At 33.4% G+C, this 18,904-nt stretch carries 15 protein-coding genes; 6 read left to right on the forward strand and 9 right to left on the reverse strand.

What is annotated here, in order from left to right; translation table 11 throughout:
• Positions 1 to 27: 27 nt before the first annotated feature.
• On the reverse strand, positions 28 to 2,316 hold the full coding sequence (locus AC1EUV_RS04130; RefSeq protein ID WP_480197400.1) for an inorganic phosphate transporter: 2,289 nt from the start codon (positions 2,314 to 2,316) through the stop codon (positions 28 to 30).
• Between the two features lie 71 nt (positions 2,317 to 2,387).
• Complete coding sequence (locus AC1EUV_RS04135) at positions 2,388 to 3,590, reverse strand: porin (RefSeq protein ID WP_480197401.1); 1,203 nt, start codon at positions 3,588 to 3,590, stop codon at positions 2,388 to 2,390.
• A 436-nt stretch (positions 3,591 to 4,026) separates the two neighbouring features.
• Between AC1EUV_RS04135 and AC1EUV_RS04140 the strand changes: the two genes are divergently transcribed.
• Entirely contained in the window at positions 4,027 to 4,359 is a 333-nt protein-coding gene (locus AC1EUV_RS04140) for a toxin-antitoxin system YwqK family antitoxin (RefSeq protein WP_480197402.1), read from the forward strand.
• A 72-nt stretch (positions 4,360 to 4,431) separates the two neighbouring features.
• Here AC1EUV_RS04140 and AC1EUV_RS04145 read toward each other — a convergent pair whose 3' ends face one another.
• Genes AC1EUV_RS04145 through AC1EUV_RS04155 form a run of 3 tightly spaced genes read right to left on the reverse strand, consistent with a single transcriptional unit; the run spans position 4,432 to position 8,842 of the window.
• A complete protein-coding gene (locus AC1EUV_RS04145) occupies positions 4,432 to 5,598 on the reverse strand; it encodes a multidrug transporter (RefSeq protein ID WP_480197403.1) in 1,167 nt (388 codons plus the stop codon).
• A gap of 39 nt (positions 5,599 to 5,637) precedes the next feature.
• Positions 5,638 to 8,457, reverse strand: coding sequence for a TonB-dependent receptor (locus AC1EUV_RS04150; RefSeq protein WP_480197404.1), 2,820 nt, complete (start codon positions 8,455 to 8,457; stop codon positions 5,638 to 5,640).
• Positions 8,458 to 8,470: 13 nt separating this feature from the next.
• Complete coding sequence (locus tag AC1EUV_RS04155) at positions 8,471 to 8,842, reverse strand: carboxypeptidase-like regulatory domain-containing protein (RefSeq protein WP_480197405.1); 372 nt, start codon at positions 8,840 to 8,842, stop codon at positions 8,471 to 8,473.
• Between the two features lie 187 nt (positions 8,843 to 9,029).
• Between AC1EUV_RS04155 and AC1EUV_RS04160 the strand changes: the two genes are divergently transcribed.
• Positions 9,030 to 10,370, forward strand: coding sequence for a deoxyguanosinetriphosphate triphosphohydrolase (locus AC1EUV_RS04160; protein WP_480197406.1), 1,341 nt, complete (start codon positions 9,030 to 9,032; stop codon positions 10,368 to 10,370).
• Here the strand turns inward: AC1EUV_RS04160 and dxs are convergent.
• Positions 10,367 to 12,139, reverse strand: coding sequence for a 1-deoxy-D-xylulose-5-phosphate synthase (gene dxs / locus AC1EUV_RS04165; RefSeq protein ID WP_480197407.1), 1,773 nt, complete (start codon positions 12,137 to 12,139; stop codon positions 10,367 to 10,369). The two genes, AC1EUV_RS04160 and dxs, sit on opposite strands and share 4 nt — an antisense overlap.
• A 49-nt stretch (positions 12,140 to 12,188) precedes the next feature.
• Here dxs and AC1EUV_RS04170 point away from each other — a divergent pair, with 49 nt between their 5' ends.
• A complete protein-coding gene (locus tag AC1EUV_RS04170) occupies positions 12,189 to 12,638 on the forward strand; it encodes a nucleoside deaminase (protein ID WP_480197408.1) in 450 nt (149 codons plus the stop codon).
• On the opposite strand, the gene AC1EUV_RS04175 is transcribed toward AC1EUV_RS04170, so the two are convergent.
• Positions 12,635 to 12,880: a hypothetical protein gene (locus AC1EUV_RS04175; RefSeq protein ID WP_480197409.1), complete on the reverse strand. Its 246-nt coding sequence runs from the start codon at positions 12,878 to 12,880 to the stop codon at positions 12,635 to 12,637. The genes AC1EUV_RS04170 and AC1EUV_RS04175 overlap by 4 nt on opposite strands.
• 52 nt (positions 12,881 to 12,932) lie before the next feature.
• Between AC1EUV_RS04175 and glpQ the strand changes: the two genes are divergently transcribed.
• Entirely contained in the window at positions 12,933 to 13,892 is a 960-nt protein-coding gene (gene glpQ, locus AC1EUV_RS04180) for a glycerophosphodiester phosphodiesterase (protein WP_480197410.1), read from the forward strand.
• On the opposite strand, the gene AC1EUV_RS04185 is transcribed toward glpQ, so the two are convergent.
• Positions 13,882 to 15,666 carry a chloride channel protein gene (locus tag AC1EUV_RS04185; RefSeq protein ID WP_480197411.1) on the reverse strand — a complete coding sequence of 595 codons (1,785 nt, stop codon included), beginning with the start codon at positions 15,664 to 15,666 and terminating at the stop codon, positions 13,882 to 13,884. The two genes, glpQ and AC1EUV_RS04185, sit on opposite strands and share 11 nt — an antisense overlap.
• 42 nt (positions 15,667 to 15,708) lie before the next feature.
• Positions 15,709 to 17,463: an aspartate--tRNA ligase gene (aspS, locus tag AC1EUV_RS04190; RefSeq protein ID WP_480197412.1), complete on the reverse strand. Its 1,755-nt coding sequence runs from the start codon at positions 17,461 to 17,463 to the stop codon at positions 15,709 to 15,711.
• 73 nt (positions 17,464 to 17,536) lie between these two features.
• Here aspS and rsmI point away from each other — a divergent pair, with 73 nt between their 5' ends.
• Together rsmI and AC1EUV_RS04200 are read left to right on the forward strand one after the other, a co-directional pair.
• Positions 17,537 to 18,208 carry a 16S rRNA (cytidine(1402)-2'-O)-methyltransferase gene (gene rsmI / locus AC1EUV_RS04195; RefSeq protein WP_480197413.1) on the forward strand — a complete coding sequence of 224 codons (672 nt, stop codon included), beginning with the start codon at positions 17,537 to 17,539 and terminating at the stop codon, positions 18,206 to 18,208.
• A 113-nt stretch (positions 18,209 to 18,321) separates the two neighbouring features.
• A complete protein-coding gene (locus tag AC1EUV_RS04200; RefSeq protein WP_480197414.1) occupies positions 18,322 to 18,891 on the forward strand; it encodes a uracil-DNA glycosylase family protein in 570 nt (189 codons plus the stop codon).
• The last annotated feature ends 13 nt before the right edge of the window (positions 18,892 to 18,904 follow it).

The raw sequence follows: 18,904 nt of genomic DNA on the forward strand, positions 1-18,904 counted from the left end.
ACTTTTTTTATAGGTTAATTGAAACCTTTACTCAGAAATTTGAGATTCATCTTGAGCATATAATTCTAATAAGCTAATTGTAGCTTTAATTAAATCTTTAGTTTCTAATAGAATACTGAAGTAAAGCGTTGTATTTTTAGGACTTGATTCAGTTGTTCTAGTACGTTCTACTTGTTTTTGAATGTAAGATCGAACATCATCTAACAATAGTTGTTTCTCTTCTAAAATAGGCATCAATTGATCAAAAGAACGTGAATCAAAGACCGATCTTATTTTAGCGAACATTCCATTCAGTTTTATATCTATCTCTTTTAATTCTTTTGCTTGATTTACTTTTAAAGCCTTGTGATTATTATTGATATGCTTATGGCTCACTTTAGCAATAAAATTAGTCGATTGGGCCATATCTTGTAAATCACCAATAACATCTATATACAACTTACTTGCACCAACATAAGAATCATCTAAATTTTTAATGAAATAGAAAATGTTATTTTGTATATCCTCTATTTCTGTTTCTAATTTTACAACCGTTTTTCTAGCTTTTTTAAGAGCCACTAAATCTTGGTTGATTAATCCATTAATGGTGTCTTCATTAATTCTACTGATTCGCTTTAAGGCTTTAGAAATATTGTCTGCACTTTCTTCAATAACACCTTGTATAGAATTGCTTTCAGATCTATTTAAACTATCTTCAGCTTTAATTTCACGAGCTTTTCTTTTATGACTAATATAATTTTTAGCTAATAGAAAAACGGCTAAACCTAATAGAACTGCAATCATTGTTGGTCCACCTAAGTGGATAAGATAAGCAACAGTACCAGCTGATACGAAAGCAATTAAGGCTGTACCAAACCAGCCACCAATTACATTTAATACTCCTGCAACTCTGTACACTGCACTTTCGCTACCCCAAGCTCTGTCCGCCAGTGAAGTACCCATGGCAACCATAAAAGTTACATAAGTTGTAGATAACGGTAATTTATAAGATGTTGCTATTGATATTAGAACACCTGCAACCATTAGGTTTACCGCAGCACGTACCATATCAAAAGCAGGTAATTCATGTGTTTTACCTTTTGGTAATTCAATAACTGGTTTTTCGAATTGCTCGTCAATCTTTTTTAAAGCAGAATTAGGCATTATTGCTGAAAAATATTTAGATAACATCATTGAACCTCTTACTAAACCTCTAGATAAAAAATTAGGTTGAAAACGCTCTTGTGTTTCACCTTGACTAGAAAGATCTATAGATGTTTTTAAAACGCTTTTCGCTTTGCTAGAAAACCATAAAGTTAATACCATTATCATTCCTGCAATAAACAGTAGTAATGTTGGTGTTGGCACTTTTTTTCCTAAAATACCCATAGTAAATTCTGTTGCGGCTAGACTATCAACATTAACTAACGGGTCCATAAATGCTTGATATGATTGCCATGCAGCGATAGGAACACCAATAAAGTTTACTAAATCGTTACCTGCAAAAGCCAGTGCCAACGCAAAGGTTCCAACTACAATAATTAGCTTATATATATTTGTTTTAAAGAAATTTATAAATACATAAGAAAGTAATGACCAAACAACAAAACTCACAGAAACAATAGCTAATACATTGTTTTCTAAAAAGTCTTTAATTGTAGCTCCACCTATAATGTCAAAGCTTTGTTTAGCGATATCGGCTCCTTTAATCCCTTTCATTAATATAAAATAGACCATAGCTGTTAAAGCTACACCACCGAATAAGGCCCCAACCCAATTCGCTTTTTTCTCAAAATTAAAAGACAATAATAGACGCGATATATATTGAACCAGTGCACCTACTGAGAATGCAATTACAACGGACCCTAGAATCCCTAAAATGATCTCAGTTGCTTTTGCTGTATTTATATAATTAGTTAACTCAGTAAAACTTCCGCCATCAGCTCCAATTTTAATTAAAGCCATGGCAACTGCAGCTCCTAATAATTCAAATACAATAGAAACTGTTGTAGACGTTGGCATACCCAGCGTATTAAAAAAATCGAGCAAGAGTATGTCGGTAATCATAACCGCCATAAATATGATCATGATCTCATTAAAATAGAATTCGCCAGGCACAAATATACCCTTACGAGCAACTTCCATCATACCACTAGAAAAGATAGCTCCACAAGCAATACCTAAACTAGCAACAATCATAATTGTTCTAAATGAAACTGCTTTTGAGCCTACTGCTGAGTTTAGAAAATTTACAGCGTCATTACTAACACCTACTACTAAATCTGCTATTGCTAAGATTGCTAGAGCAGCAATCATCAAAATATAAATATTATCCATCTTCTAAATTTTGTTTTGCAAAATTGTTAATTATTAATTGGTTATATATTACCGAATTGTTATGTTTTACTTTAAAAATGAACATCAAATTGTAATCTGAACATCAATTCATCATTGCTTCCATCTAATGATAAATAACTAATATCCGATTGTACTTTTAGTTTATGACCAACAATATATTTAGAGACACCTAAAGTATATTGATCTTCGGGGTTTTTACCTGTAATGGTTTTATCTAATTTAATATTAGTATACCGCCCTGAAACTTCCCAACCTTTATTAAAAAGGTAACCAGTTTGTAAATTTAGCCCCTTACCAACTTGTACTTCATCTCCTGTTAATGTTCCATCAGAATTTTTAGCAAAAGGATCATCAGCATCTCTATCTGCGTATTCTGCCATAAATGAAAACCCTTTGTATTTGAACATAGCATCTATAAATAATGTGTTGATATTAGTTTCGTAAAAACCAATATCATTAGTCATGTAAGAACCTTGATTACTTCTGTTTTTAACAGCATTATTATTGTAGTCGTAAGTGGCTGCTAACATTAATTTTGGAGTATCTTCTCTTTTAAGGTCACTTCCACTATAATCTCCTTTACTTTTAAATTTTCCGAAAGGTAAAAGCTCTAATCTAGCTGTATATTGATGCCCACCAAGGTTTCCTTCAGTAATATTTCTTCCTTCTCCTTGAGATATGGCGAATTTTTCTCTAACTAAAAAGTTATCTGAAAGATTAAAATGATGTCTTAATTGAATACCCATATCACGATCTATATTGAATCGACTGTTTAGCAATGACCGATCAACTTGCTGTAAATTCCCTGAGGAGATAACACGTTCTATGTTACCAGGTAGTTTTGTTTGACCAACCCAAAGCTCAAAATTTTCATAGAAATTCCACATTACAACAGCGTCTAAGATATATCTTGGCGAGTTTCTGTTAAACTCTGAGGCACCAGCAATGTCTCTATTAGATAAACCTAGCTCTATTTTATATTTTAGCTTAGGTGTAAAAGCAAAACCATCAAATTTTAGACGGGCACGCCTTACTAAAAAATTTTGCTCAGGGTTTATATATGAACCATCTTCTTTTTCCCAATTAGCTATTGCTAGAAACTGCATACGAGTTGCAATTTTCATAGTAAAAGAACTATCTTTTCCAACAAGATTAAAGAGACCTTTACCGAATTTTGGCGCGTTCGATTCTTGGGAATATATAACTGAAACCGCAAAAAGAGAAATTGCGATTAGAGATATTTTGAGTTTCATAATCGTTATTAGTTTTTGTCGCTGCAAAGAACTAATACCAATGTTAACTAAAGGTTTCTACTATGTTATTTTTAAATGAAGATTTTAGCCATAAAGAAGTAAGGCTACTTTGGCCAAAGTAGCCTTAATATTCCAAAACCTAGTTGACAAAAACTAATTGATTATTGAAATAATACTTGTCTAAGACATGAACAAAATTATAATGTTTATCATTTTGATATGTAAACAAAACATTATCTAATTATTAAATATTTCTTATGATAATTAATTTCTTTTTTATTAAAAAAATGAAACTAAATTTCACTTTAGCCAAAACTCAACATATTGATTATTAAATTTTTACATTTTCAATGTTAATTTAATGTTAAGTAAAGGTTGATTTAATGTAAAATAATTTTTATCTTCGTAACGTTAATATTTAGATAAAAGAATCGATATGAAAAATATAATGCTACTTGTGATAATGCTTTTTGTAGGCGTTAGCTATGCACAAGAAAAAAAAGATACTTATGTGCAAAAAGGTGATTTAGTTGAAGCTACATTATATCACGATAACGGGCAAGTTGAACAACATGGTTTTTTTAAAGATAAAAAGTTACATGGCACCTGGACATATTATAACCAAGACGGAGATAAAATTTCGATTGGTAATTATGAAAATGGAATTAAAACAGGTAAATGGTTCTTTTACTCTAAGAATACATTAAAAGAAGTTGATTATAATAATGGCAGAGTGATAAACGTAAAAGAGACCGAAAGAAATTCATAAAAGAAATATTTAACATAGAAAAAGCCTGCAATCTGCAGGCTTTTTTATTTTATACTATACCCTAAGGTTTAATTATTGTCTAGCCCATCCTGCACCCCAAGTTGCAAAGTTTGTACCTGTAGCATTTGCATCAACAGTTAAAAAACCTGCCTCAGTAAATGTTTCGCCAGTATCATTCTTCATATTTAAAGTTACATCATCAAATATTACAGAAGCTACTTTAAGATCTCCATTTAGAACACCTGCACCTGTTGGACTATCACCTTGGTCACCATCAAGATCAAAGCCTTCTGCAAAACCCTGTATTGAAACATTAGTAAAGATACCTTGTGTACCAGCTCTTAAACGGACAGCTTCGTTACCTGTACCCGAACCTAAACCAATAATTGTTAAGTTGGTAACCGTCGGTTTTGAGTAGAATTTAGGATCGGCGTTATTACCTATATCAGTATTAAATCCATCAGCTTCAATACCTTTATCATGGCCTGCACCATGTTTTACATAAGCATTTGTGATAGTACCTGTATAACCTTCAGTCCAATCAATAGAATCATCTTGTGAGTTTACAACTGCTAAATAATCTACATTTACAGTACCACCAAAAAACTCTACACCATCATCTTTACCTTCAAAAGCTTGAATATATTCTACCGTTGTTCCGTTACCAACTCCATAGAAAGAGATACCGTTATTTTCTGATTGACCATCAGCTTTTCCACCAGAATATTCTACTCTTACATAACGCAATGTACCTGAATCATCATCAGACACTGAACCTCCATATGGTAAGCCAGCAATCTCAGATGTTGAAGTAGCATCACCACCGGTTACAGAATTAATAGGTGCTTTTCCTAATAAAATTAACCCTCCCCAATCACCAGCATTTGGCGTGTTAGCACTAGAAGTAAAAACAATAGGATTACTTGAGGTGCCATTTGCATTTATTTTAGCCCCTTGAGCGATTGCAATATATACATCTGCACCAGTTGCCGATGCTTTAATAGTCATGCCCGCAGGTACAGTAAGTGTAGTACCCGATTCCATAATAAGTGGACCTGTAACGATATAATCTTTGTCAGACTCTAATGTTAAGTCCACAGATTGATTTCCTGATAATTCTATGGCATCTGAGCTTCCTGTATCACCATTAATATTTATAATAATATCTGAAGTGTCGTCATTACCACATGAAGAAAATAGTAATGAAGTTAATGCTAAACCTAAGAATACTTTTTTCATTTTTTAAATTTTAATTTGATTGTAGTTATTTATTACTGATTAAAAATTATATTTTAATGAAGCGTTAATAGTAATGCCTCTTTTATAGTTTGTCACACCTTTACCATTTGCTGACGTTACGAACACGTCTCCAGCTGTGGTCTCTCTTATATATTTTATTGACGGATCTAGTAAGTTTTTTGCACTGATATTAAATTGTAACCCTTCTCTTAGCTCACTTTTCCAGACAAAATCTAAGGTTGGTACTCCTTTTTCAATTACATTACCTAATTGCCCAGACCCTAAGGCATCAATTCTATCTGAAAAATAAGAGAATACTAAACTTGCCGTTGGTTTATACTTATTGAATATTGGCTTATAGTTTACATCTGCGTTGATAATTAAAGGAGAAGATCCTTGAAGTTCATCTTCTTTTCTATCAAAGCTTGTGTTATATGTACCATTGATATTTTCAAAAAGATCTTGATTTGTATACATATAAGTTACATTTAACCCTGCAGAAAGCTTAGGTTGATCATCTTCATCTAATAAGAAATTCTTTTTAAATTCTAATTCAACTCCATAGATATTAGCCTTATCACCAGTTCTGAAATAGCGCTGAGTACCTGTAGCATCAATAGCAACAACTAAGTTGATTGGATTATGGATTTGTTTAGCAAAAGCACCTATAGAAAAGATTTCACTGCGCCCAAAAAACCACTCATATTTTAAATCAAAATTGAATACTTCAGAAAAAGAAGGATCATTCAATAGATCAGGATTACCACCAATACGTTGAGAAACTCCTTCGTAAACCATCGGAGCTAACTCCTTGAATTCAGGATTCGAAACTGTTTTACTGAATGCAAAGCGAACATTTTGGTCTTCGTTTATAGCATATCGAACACTTAAACTTGGTAAATAGAAGTTTTCGTATGATTCTCTAAAACCAGGATCATTAGGAGGTAAATTAATAGCATTATAGTCAATACGTTGATTGAAAGATTCAACTCTAAATCCAGGAACTAATAACCATTTGTCATTAATGTTAAATTCTGCATTAATATATCCTGCATAGACATCTAATTTTCCGTTGTATGTATTTTCGGGATTGCCAGGAACATTGGCAGAACCAACCTGAGGGAATACTGATCTAAACGCAACTGTAGAAAACAATCCATTACCATCTGTATTAAGATTATTAACATTAAAAATGGCATCAAGATTATTGACATCTGTTATTGCCAAATTATCATTAGCAAATCGGTACCCGTAACGGATATTTTCGAAATCACGCTCTTTCGTTCTTCCGTTATAACCAATATTTATCTTTACCTTTTCAGATGGAGAATATGTTAGGTTTATTCGACCGTTTAATTCTTCATCTTCTATATCCTGAAAATAGCGCTGGTTATCAAATTCGTTATTTGTAAAGAATATCGGGTTTGTATTAGGATCATTATCCAATGCTAGTTGATAATTTTCAATACTAATACGCTTTCTATCGGGTTCATGTGCGAATACTCTATTGTATCCAACTCCCCAGTTTAATTTTAGTTTTTCACCTATTGTATGTTCACCAAGTAGTTGATTTACGGTAATTAAATCCTGGTTAAATTGCACATTCATTTGATAAAAACCTTCATCACTATTAGCAATTGCATCACGATTTCTCCCTAAACCATCAATACCAAAATAACTTGTCTGATCTGAAGATTTATTAATAAATAAAGAATTAAACTTAAAACTATGATTCTCGTCATATCGGAATCCGATATTACCCATTACGGTTGTTGTTGTACCATATTCATATTCTTCAGCTTGTTCAAAACTTTTGTTTTCAACTAAAGTGTAATCAGTAGTTTCTCCTTTTCTATACTCGTAATTACTATCAAAAGAAGCCGTAAGAAAAAGATTTAATCTTGATTCATCACCTAGGTCGAATGACTTTCCAGCATTTAATCCAATTCCTAAGTTTATTGGGGGCATTGGAGAATTTATAGGATCAACACCGTGGGATAGTACAATTGCGAACGGGTCGTGATCATACCTTCCGTAATAACCAAATTGACCTGTACCTGTACTTTTTACAAAATCTTTACCTAGGGCTCTATTATTAAAACCACTGTTAAGAGTAGCTTCAATGAAACCATCTCCACTATAATTTTTTGAGGTTACGTCTATATTACCTGCTGCAAAATCGCCGTAGAACTTTGATGAGTAGGCCTTACTTATAGACACGTTTTCAATCACATCTGAACTAAAGATGTTTAGATCTATATTCTTTTTACTAATGTCATTTGAAGGAAGCGAAAGCCCATTAAATGTTGTGTTCAAGTATCTGTCTCCCAAACCTCTTACATAAACATTGCTAGAACCTTCTTGTTTAGAAACTCCTGCTATTTTAGTTACGGCACCAGCCGCGTCACTAATACCTTTAGCGGAAAGTTCTTCGGCACCAATAGCAGTTTTAATTTCGGTGGCTTTTTTTTGCTCTGTTAAAAGAGCTGCAACACTTTCTTTTTTAGTTGAAGCTTTTACAATTACTTCTTTAAGAGAAACACCTTCTGTGGCATTCATAACTACATTGTCTAATGTTGTTGTTTCTTCTTCTTTAACTAGAACGTTTGGCACTTCAACTTTTTGATAACCAACAAAGCTAAAAACTAAAGTATAAGCTCCAGGGTCTGCTTGAAATAGGTAAACACCATCTATATCAGATGTTGTTCCAACCTGAGTTCCCTTTATAAAAACATTTGCAAATGGTAAAGGTTCGTTACCAGCTTCTTTATCAAGAATTGTTCCTTGAATTGTTCCTTTGTTTTGGGCAGTACTTGCCAATGCTGCTAAAAATAGCAGTATAGAAATGAATAATCTCATTATGCTTTTTGAATTATCTTTTTGATCTAGCGACTTCTTCTTTTTCACCAATATCTCCAGGTAGTGTCAAGGTCATTGAGGCTAAGGATATATCTTTAAGATAAGTGATTTGATTCTTTTTAACTAGAACATTTGGCACTTCAATTTTTTTATAACCTGGGAAATTAAAAACCAATGTATATGTACCAGGATTCATTTTCAAGGTATGAACACCATCTAAGTCCGAAGTAGCGTTTATTTGTGTTCCTTTTACAGAAATTGTAGCAAAAGCTAAAGGCTCATTATTGACATCTTTATCTAAAACAATTCCAGTTATTGTGCCTTTTTCTTGAGCCAACATCAAAAAGGCATTTAAAAGAAAACAAATGGTTAAAAATCTTTTCATGATTCTTCTTTCAATTATCTGACGCAAAGAAAGAAAGTCAATGTAAAGACTGAGTTAATCATAGGTTAAACATTTGTGATGCTTAGGTTATATAAATGTTAGCTAAAAAAGCACAAGTTTAAATTAATGTTAACACAAAAAAGATTTGAAAATAATGTACATTGCACGGTCTTAAATTTTTTAGAAAATGAACTGGGAACAACTCCTTTCCTTAAAGCGTTTTGGCGATACTCAAAAGAGAAACAGAAAAGAGCAAGATGAAACCAGAATTGGTTTTGAAGTAGACTATGATCGAATTATTTTCTCTAATTCTTTTCGAAGCTTGCAAGATAAAACACAAGTTGTTCCGCTATCTAAGACTGATTTTGTTCATACACGTTTAACCCACAGTTTAGAAGTATCTGTGGTTGGACGCTCTTTAGGAAGAATTGTTGGTAAAGAATTACTAAAAAAGTACCCCAATTTAAAAGAACTAGGATACCAAGCCAATGATTTTGGAGCAATCGTAGCCAGCGCTTGTTTAGCGCATGACATTGGTAATCCTCCTTTTGGGCATAGTGGAGAAAAAGCTATTGGCGAGTATTTTAAATCGGGAAATGGATTACAGTACAAAAACAAACTCACCGAAAAACAATGGCAAGATTTGATTGACTTTGAAGGAAATGCTAACGGATTTAAAATTTTAACTGAAAGTAGAGAAGGTATAGAAGGTGGTCTAAGATTATCTTATGCAACTTTAGGTACTTTTATGAAATACCCGAAAGAATCCTTACCTAAAAAACCCACAAACAATATTATTGATAAAAAATATGGTTTTTTTCAATCAGAAAAAGTACTATTTGAAGATGTTGCTAATGAATTGGAGTTAAAACAAATTCGAAATGGTGATGACGTTACTTTTAACCGTCACCCTTTAGCATTTTTGGTAGAAGCTGCTGATGACATTTGTTACACAATTATTGATTTTGAAGATGGTATTAACCTAGGATTGATAGAAGAAGAATTTGCTTTAGAATATTTGATTAATCTTGTTAGAGATACAATCAATACAGAAAAGTATTATCAACTTAAAACCAAACAAGATAGATTAAGTTATTTACGCGCTTTAGCAATTGGCAATTTAATAAGCGAAGCCGCAAAGGTTTTCCTTGAGAACGAAGGAATCATCTTAACAGGAGATTATCATATTTCTTTATTAGATAAATGCAAATACGAAGCACAGATTAACGACATTATTAAGATCAGTATTGATAAAATTTACAGAAGTAAAGAAGTGGTAGAAAAAGAAATTTCGGGCTATAGAATTTTAGCAGATCTTTTAGATGTATTTATAACGGCAGTAAATAATTCCTTTAATAAAACAGCAACTAATTACGATAAGCTGTTGATGAATATTTTCCCAAAAAAATATGATATCAATGATGAAAGTGTTTATAACAGAATTCAAACTGTGTGCAGTTTTATTGCTGGAATGTCTGACGGTGCCGCAATTTTATTACATAAAAAAATTAAAGGAATAGAGGTTTAAAGCATTTTTTCAACAACTTCTTTTATACCTTTTTTATCTAGACCAATTGCCTCAAATAATTGCTCTATTGTTCCGTGCTCTACAAACCTGTCAGGAATCCCTAGCCTTTTAATAGTTGAGGTATAATTATGTTCTTGAGCAAACTCTAGAATAGCACTTCCAAATCCACCGACAATAGTACCATCTTCAATAGTAATAAGTTTGTTAACCTTCTTAAAAATTTTATGCAATAATTCTTCATCAAGAGGTTTTACAAAACGCATATTGTAATGTGCTATTTTTTCCTTTTCAGGAAAGCTTTCACATACTTCGATGACTTTGTTACCGATATGACCAATACTTAAAATAGCTATTTTAGAACCTTCTTTTATAACTTCGCCTTTTCCTATTTCTATTTTTTCAAAAGGTTGTTGCCAGTCTAAAATAACACCTCGTCCACGAGGGTAACGAATAACAATTGAAGCATCTAATCCGAGTTGCGCAGTATACATTATATTTCGTAACTCTAATTCATTCAATGGTGCAAAAACAATTAAATTCGGAATGCAACGTAAATAGGCTAAATCAAATACGCCATGATGCGTAGCACCATCTTCTCCAACAATGCCAGCACGATCTAAACAAAATATTACAGGTAACTTTTGCAAAGCAACGTCATGAATTACTTGATCATAAGCACGTTGTAAGAAAGTAGAATAGATATTACAAAAAGGAATTAAACCTTGCGTAGCAATTCCAGCGGCAAAAGTTACCGCATGTTGTTCGGCAATACCAACATCAAATGCTCTATCTGGAATCTCATCCAACATAAACTTTAATGAACTACCTGTGGGCATAGCCGGAGTGATGCCAATAATTTTTTCATTCTTCTTTGCCAATTCAACCAAGGTCAAACCAAAAACATCTTGATATTTAGAAGGTAAATTATCTGAAGATTGTTTGACTAACTCACCTGTTTTGGCATCAAATTTTCCTGGAGCGTGATATTTTACTTGGTCTTCTTCGGCTCTTTGTAAGCCTTTGCCTTTAGTAGTAATAACATGCAAAAACTTAGGTCCTTTAATGTTTTTTAAGCGAGTCAATTCCTCGATAAGAGCATTGAGATTATGACCATCTATTGGTCCTGAATAATCAAAGTTTAGAGCCTCAATGATGTTATGTTTTCTTACTCGTTTATTAGTTTTAATATTTGTTAAATATTCTTTTAATGCACCAACACTTGGGTCAATGCCCATAGCATTATCATTTAAAATTATGAGAATATTAGCATCAGAAACACCTGCATGGTTTAAACCCTCGAAAGCCATTCCACTCGCAATTGAAGCATCACCTATCACTGCAATATGTTGCTTTTTTGCTTCACCTTTTAATGCTGAAGCAATTGCCATACCTAATGTCGCCGAAATTGAAGTAGAAGAATGACCAACACCAAAGGCATCATACTCGCTTTCACTCCTTTTTGGAAAACCCGAAATGCCACTAAATTGACGATTGGTATCAAAAACCTCTTTACGATCAGTTAGAATCTTATGTCCATAAGCTTGATGACCAACATCCCAAACTAATAAATCATTAGGTGTATCAAAAACATAATGCAAAGCTATTGTTAGCTCTACTACACCTAAACTTGCACCTAAATGACCTTCCTTTGCTGCGACTGCATTTATAATAAATTCACGTAATTCATCTGCGAGTTTCGGTAGGTTGTTTACAGAGACTTCACGTAAATCTACAGGAGAAGAAATATTATCTAGCAAATTTTTAGACATGCTACAAATGTACGAGTTGATATTGTATTTTTACTGAAATTTTAATTGAATGGAGAATCCTTTTGATGATGCTTATTTTATGAAACGTGCTTTGCAAGAAGCAGAATATGCTTTCGAAAAAAATGAAGTACCCATAGGTGCTGTGATTGTTATAAAAGATCAGATTATTGCCAGAGCACATAATCTTACAGAACAATTAAATGATGTTACAGCACATGCAGAAATGCAGGCTTTTACAGCAGCAGCAGATTTTTTAGGAGGCAAATATTTAAAGGACTGCACACTATATGTAACACTTGAACCCTGTCAAATGTGTGCTGGAGCCAGTTATTGGACACAAATCGGTAAAGTTGTTTTTGGAGCTAGTGATCCTCAACGTGGATTTCAACATTACAAAACACAACTGCACCCTAAAACAAAAGTTGTTGGAGGTATTTTAGAAGAAAAGTGTGGAGAGTTGATAAAACGATTTTTTATACAAAAAAGAAACCTTAATTAGACCATTTTGTCTTCATCAATTTTGAAAGGGTTCTTTTTAGTTCCATCCAATACATATTTCTTGTACTTTCCTAAACGGTGACGATGGTAAATAAATAGTGGCATTAATATAAAGGACAGAAACAATATATCTACACCTATAATAGCGTCTGCTTTTTCATAATTGGTAAAATATTTCAAGTAAAAACCAATAATTAGAGTTGCTAAAAAAAGAAAGAATAATATTTTTAATAATAGTTTCATAACTGAGTTTCCAATGCGAAACTACTAAATTTATACCATCAAATAGAAAGAAGTGCGTTTATCAATCATATTAATTGTAGTTTTAGTAATTGGATGTCAAAAGCCTATACAAAAACCAATGGAAATAAAACCAAAATCGGATAAAATTGTCATTGCACATCGAGGAGCATCAGGTTATTTACCTGAACATACTATGGCAGCTAAAGCAATGGCTTACGCAATGCATCCTGATTATATTGAACAAGATGTTGTGTTGAGTAAAGACAATGTGCCCATAGTTATTCACGATATTTATTTAGATGAGGTAACGGATGTTGCTGAAAAATTTCAAGAAAGAAAAAGAAAAGATGGTCGTTACTACGTAATCGATTTTCTATACGAAGAATTAAAATTATTACAAGTAATCGAACGTTTCGATCCTAAAACAGGCAAGCAAATATACCCAAGTAGATTTCCTAAAGTGAACAGTAATTTTCAACTACATTCATTGTATGAAGAAATAGAACTAATTCAAGGGTTGAATCAAAGTACAGGTAATGATATAGGGATCTATCCAGAAATTAAGGAACCGGCTTTTTATTTAAAAGAAGGAAAAGACATTTCTAAAATAGTTTTAAATGTTTTGTCTTTATATGGCTACAAAACAAAAGGTGATAAATGCATTTTACAATGTTTTGACAAAGATGAGTTAAAACGGATAAGAGAAGAATTAAAATCAGAATTGCTTTTAGTGCAATTAATTGAAACTAAAGAAGAAGAACAATTGCTGAATGAATATATTACTTATGCTGACGGAATTGGCCCTTGGTATAAGCAAGTTTCACAAGGATTTATTGAAGATGCTCAAAAGTTAGGATTAAAAGTTCACGGATATACTTTTAGAGCTGATGATTTAGGAGATCACAAAGATTTTGACTCTTTATTAAATTTTGGGTTAAATGACCTCAATTTTGATGGTGTTTTTACAGATCACCCTGATAAAGCAGTTAAATTTATAAAAATTAAGAGCTAACCTCAATTAATTTTCTGCGATATGCCGTTAACATTTTAGATTTAGAAATAAATCCTAAGTATTTACCATCTTTGACGACAGGTAAATTCCAAGCTCCACTATCTTCAAATTTTTTCATAATGGTTTGCATTGAATCCTTTTCGTAATTAATAATATCTGGTGCATTTTGCATCAACGTATTGATGGTTAAAGAATCATAAAATTTTGCATCAAACATTATTTTTCTAATATCATCTAATAACAAAATTCCCAGAAATTCATCTTCTTCATTCACTACAGGAAAAATATTTCTATTGGATTTTGCTACTGCGTTTCGCAATACTTCGCCCAATTTCATTTCTGGCTGAATTGAAATAAAGTTTGTTTCAATAATCTTATCAAGATCCATCAATAAGAGAGCATTTTTATCTTTGTCATGAGTTAAAAGTTCTCCTCTTTGAGCTAGCTCAAGTGTATAAATGGAATGCGAAACAAAATATTTGGTAATAGCAAAAGAGATGGCCGCTACAAGCATTAACGGAACAAAAAGATCGTAACCCCCAGTAATCTCAGCAATCAGGAAAATTGCCGTTAATGGAGCATGTAATACACCAGCCATTAGACCTGTCATCCCGATAAGGGTAAAATTAGATTCAGAAACATTAAAGCCTAACCCAAGATTATTTATAACCATTGCAACTGCATTGCCTAAGGCGCTACCCATTACCAGCGTTGGTATGAAAATACCACCCACACCACCGGCTGCAAACGTAGTAGTCATGGCAATGGCTTTAAAAATAGTAATACCAATTAATAAACCAATTACAACCCAGGCATTGTTCAAATTTGCATCAAAAGGAGTGCTTCCGATAGCTGCAGCTTGATTACCCTCTATTAAATTATTGATCAACCCGTAACCCTCACCAAATAAAGGAGGGATGAAATACAACATAATTCCTATAGCAATAGCGCCAACAACAAGCTTTGCTTTTGCTGATTTAAACCGTTTAAAGAAATTAATAATTGCAAAATACATTTTCGAAAAATACACTGAGGCAATTCCGGTTCCGACACCTAAAATCACATAAAATAAAATGTCACTTATTTCAAATTTATCAACTAACTCAAAGCGAAGTAATACATCTGTTCCGGTAAAGAAATAAGAAGTGACCACTGCTGACACAGAAGCAAGTAATAGAGGCACTAAAGACGTGAAAGCTACTTCTAGACTAAAAACTTCTAAAGCAAAAATTAGAGCGGCAATAGGTGCTTTAAACATTGATGCCATGGCTCCTGCAGATGCACAACCTATTAATAACATTCTTGTTTTTGCATTCATGTGAAACAACTGAGCAACATTAGAACCAAAAGCGGCACCTGTACTTACTGCAGGCCCTTGTAAACCTACCGAACCACCAAAACCAGCTGTAATTGGCGCAGTTATTAAATTGGCAAAAATCTTATAGCGTTCTATAATTCCACTCTTTTTAGAGATTGCATAGAGCGTAGTGGAAATACCATGACCAATCTCTTTTTTTAGAAACCGTTTTTTGATAAAATAAACAATAACCAACCCAATAATTGGCAGAATAAAGTAAAGCGAAGATTGAAATGATTTGAATATTTTTAAATCTAAAAGTGACTGAATATAATAGGTGAAGTTTTTGAGTAAAACTGTACCAATACCAGCCAAAAAACCAACTAGAATACTCAGAATGTAAATAAATTGCCTTTCGGGAATATGTTTATATCGCCAAGCTAAAATTTTATTAAAGAAGGTTTTTGATTTTGGCATTTTATAAAGATAAAAAAATCCCGCTTTCGCAGGATTTTAAACTTATGATTTTAAGTTGAGTTTTAAATTCAACTCATTTAATTGCTCATCGTCTATTGGAGATGGCGCATCAATCATTACATCTCGACCGGAATTATTTTTAGGGAAAGCAATAAAATCACGAATGGTTTCTTGTCCACCTAAAATGGCTACCAATCTATCTAAACCAAAAGCGATTCCACCATGCGGAGGTGCACCATACTCGAAAGCATTCATCAAGAAACCAAATTGGGCTTTTGCCTCTTCTTGAGTAAACCCTAAGTGATCAAACATTAAGGCCTGTGTAGCCTTATCGTGAATTCTGATAGAACCACCACCAATTTCATTTCCATTTAACACCAAATCGTAGGCATTAGCTCTTACCTTACCTGGATCAGTATCTAATAAAGACATATCTTCTGGTTTAGGTGATGTAAACGGGTGATGCATCGCATGGTAACGCTCTGATTCTTCATCCCACTCTAATAATGGGAAATCAACGACCCAAAGTGGTGCAAATTCATTTGCTTTACGTAAGCCTAATCTTTCGGCTAATTCCATACGTAAGGCTGATAGTTGTGCGCGAACTTTAGTAGCGTCACCAGAAAGCACACAAATTAAATCTCCTGCTTCCGCTCCAGTAGCTTTTGCCCAATTCGCTAAATCTTCTTGATTATAGAATTTATCTACAGACGATTTATAAGTGCCATCTTCATTACAACGACAATACACCATACCTAAAGCACCAATTTGTGGACGCTTTACCCAATCAATTAATTTGTCAATTTCTTTTCTGGTATAAGAGTTTCCACTAGGAACGGCAATACCAACTACTAATTCAGCACTGTTGAAAACGTTGAAATCTTTATGTTGAGCTACTTTATTCAACTCGCCAAATTCCATCCCAAAACGAATATCTGGTTTGTCATTACCGTACTTTTTAATAGCTTCATCATAACTCATCCTTGGAAAATTGCCAATCTCAACACCATTGACCTCTTTCAATAAATGACGTGTTAATCCTTCAAAAGCATTTAAAATATCTTCCTGTTCAACAAAAGCCATTTCACAGTCTATCTGTGTAAATTCAGGTTGTCTGTCGGCACGCAAATCTTCATCTCTAAAACACTTCACGATTTGGAAATATTTATCCATACCACCAACCATTAGCAGCTGCTTAAATGTTTGTGGTGATTGTGGTAAAGCATAGAATTGCCCTTCATTCATACGGCTTGGCACCACAAAATCACGAGCACCTTCCGGCGTAGATTTTATTAAATATGGCGTTTCAACCTCAATAAAACTCTGTTTTGATAAGTAATTTCTAACCTCTTGAGTTACTTTATGTCTAAAGATCAAATTATCCTTAACAGGATTACGACGAATATCTAAATAACGATATTGCATACGTAATTCTTCACCACCATCGGTTTCATCTTCAATCGTAAAAGGAGGAATTATTGATTGGTTCAATATTTCTAATTCAGAAACTAAGATCTCAACTTCGCCAGTAGGGATATTTGGGTTTTTAGATTGACGTTCAATAACTTTCCCTGTAGCTTGAATTACAAACTCTCGACCAAGTTCTTTTGCCTTGTTGAATAAAGATTTATCTGTACGCTCTTCGTCAAGAATTAATTGTGTGATTCCGTAGCGATCACGGAGATCAATCCATATCATAAAACCTTTATCACGTACTTTTTGTACCCAACCAGATAAGGTTACTTTTTCACCAACATTTGCTAATCGCAATTCACCATTTGTATGTGTTCTGTACATCGCTCCTTTTTAAGAATGCGCAAATTTAGTGATTAAAGACTTGTTGTAAAAGATAGTTTCTATATTTGTTTTAATGAGCAAACTCTATATAGTTCCTACTCCCATAGGTAATTTAGAAGACATGACCTTACGTGCTATTAAAGTGTTAAATGAGGTAGATGTTATCTTGGCGGAAGATACACGTACTTCGGGTAAATTATTGAAACATTTTGAGATCACTACTCAAATGCAAAGTCATCATATGCATAATGAGCATAAGATGGTAGATAGATTAGTAGAACGATTAAAGTCTGGTGAAACTATTGCTTTAATTTCTGATGCTGGTACTCCAGCAATCTCAGATCCAGGATTTTTACTAACTAGAGCTTGTGTGGAGAATAAAATAGAAGTAGATTGCTTACCTGGCGCTACCGCTTTCGTACCTGCTTTGGTAAATAGTGGTTTACCTAATGACAAATTTGTCTTTGAAGGTTTTTTACCTGTAAAAAAGGGTCGCCAAACACGACTTAAGTTATTGAGTGAAGAAACAAGAACAATGATTTTTTACGAAAGTCCTCATAAGTTGATAAAAACCTTAACTCAATTTGTTGACTATTTTGGAGAAGACCGGCAGGTTTCGATATCTCGAGAATTAACAAAACTATACGAGGAAACGGTACGAGGAACAGTTAAACAGGTACTCGCTCGTTTCGAGCAAAAACCACCAAAAGGTGAAATTGTAATTGTTGTTGCTGGTAAAAAATAATACTGTCAGTTGGAGTTTTCCGAAGGAAAGTATCGAGAACTATGTAGAAGTATTCCATTTCTCGATACATTTTTCGCAAGGCTCAAAACACTCGAAATGACAAAAATTAGAATATGCAAAAACTTCTATCTGAAATAAAAAACTGTACCATCTGTGCCGAGTATTTAGAACTTGGGCCGCGGCCTGTTGTTAAAGCACACAGAGATGCTAAAGTTGTTATTATTGGGCAAGCACCAGGCACAAAAGTGCACGCATCAGGTATTCCTTGGGATGATGCCAGCGGTAAACAACTTAGAAAATGGATGAATGTATCCGATAAAGAGTTCTATGATGTTACCAAATTTGCAATTGTACCTATGGGGTTTTGTTATCCCGGAAAAGGAAAATCTGGTGACCTACCACCTAGACCAGAATGCGCTCCTCAATGGCATCGAGCTCTTTTTGATGAAATGCCAAACTTAGAATTGATAATGCTTATTGGGATGTATGCTCAAAAATACTATCTAAAAGAAGAAGCTAAAAAGACATTAACAGAAACCGTTAATCATTACAAAGACTATTTACCTAAATACTTTGTCTTACCACATCCTTCGCCCAGAAATCGATTTTGGCTGACTAAAAATTCATGGTTTGAAAAACACGTAGTACCCGATTTACAAAAAGCAATACAATCTTATATTTAAAAGAGAAGTGTTT

The organism is Maritimimonas sp. 2304DJ26-3 (genome assembly GCF_056591635.1).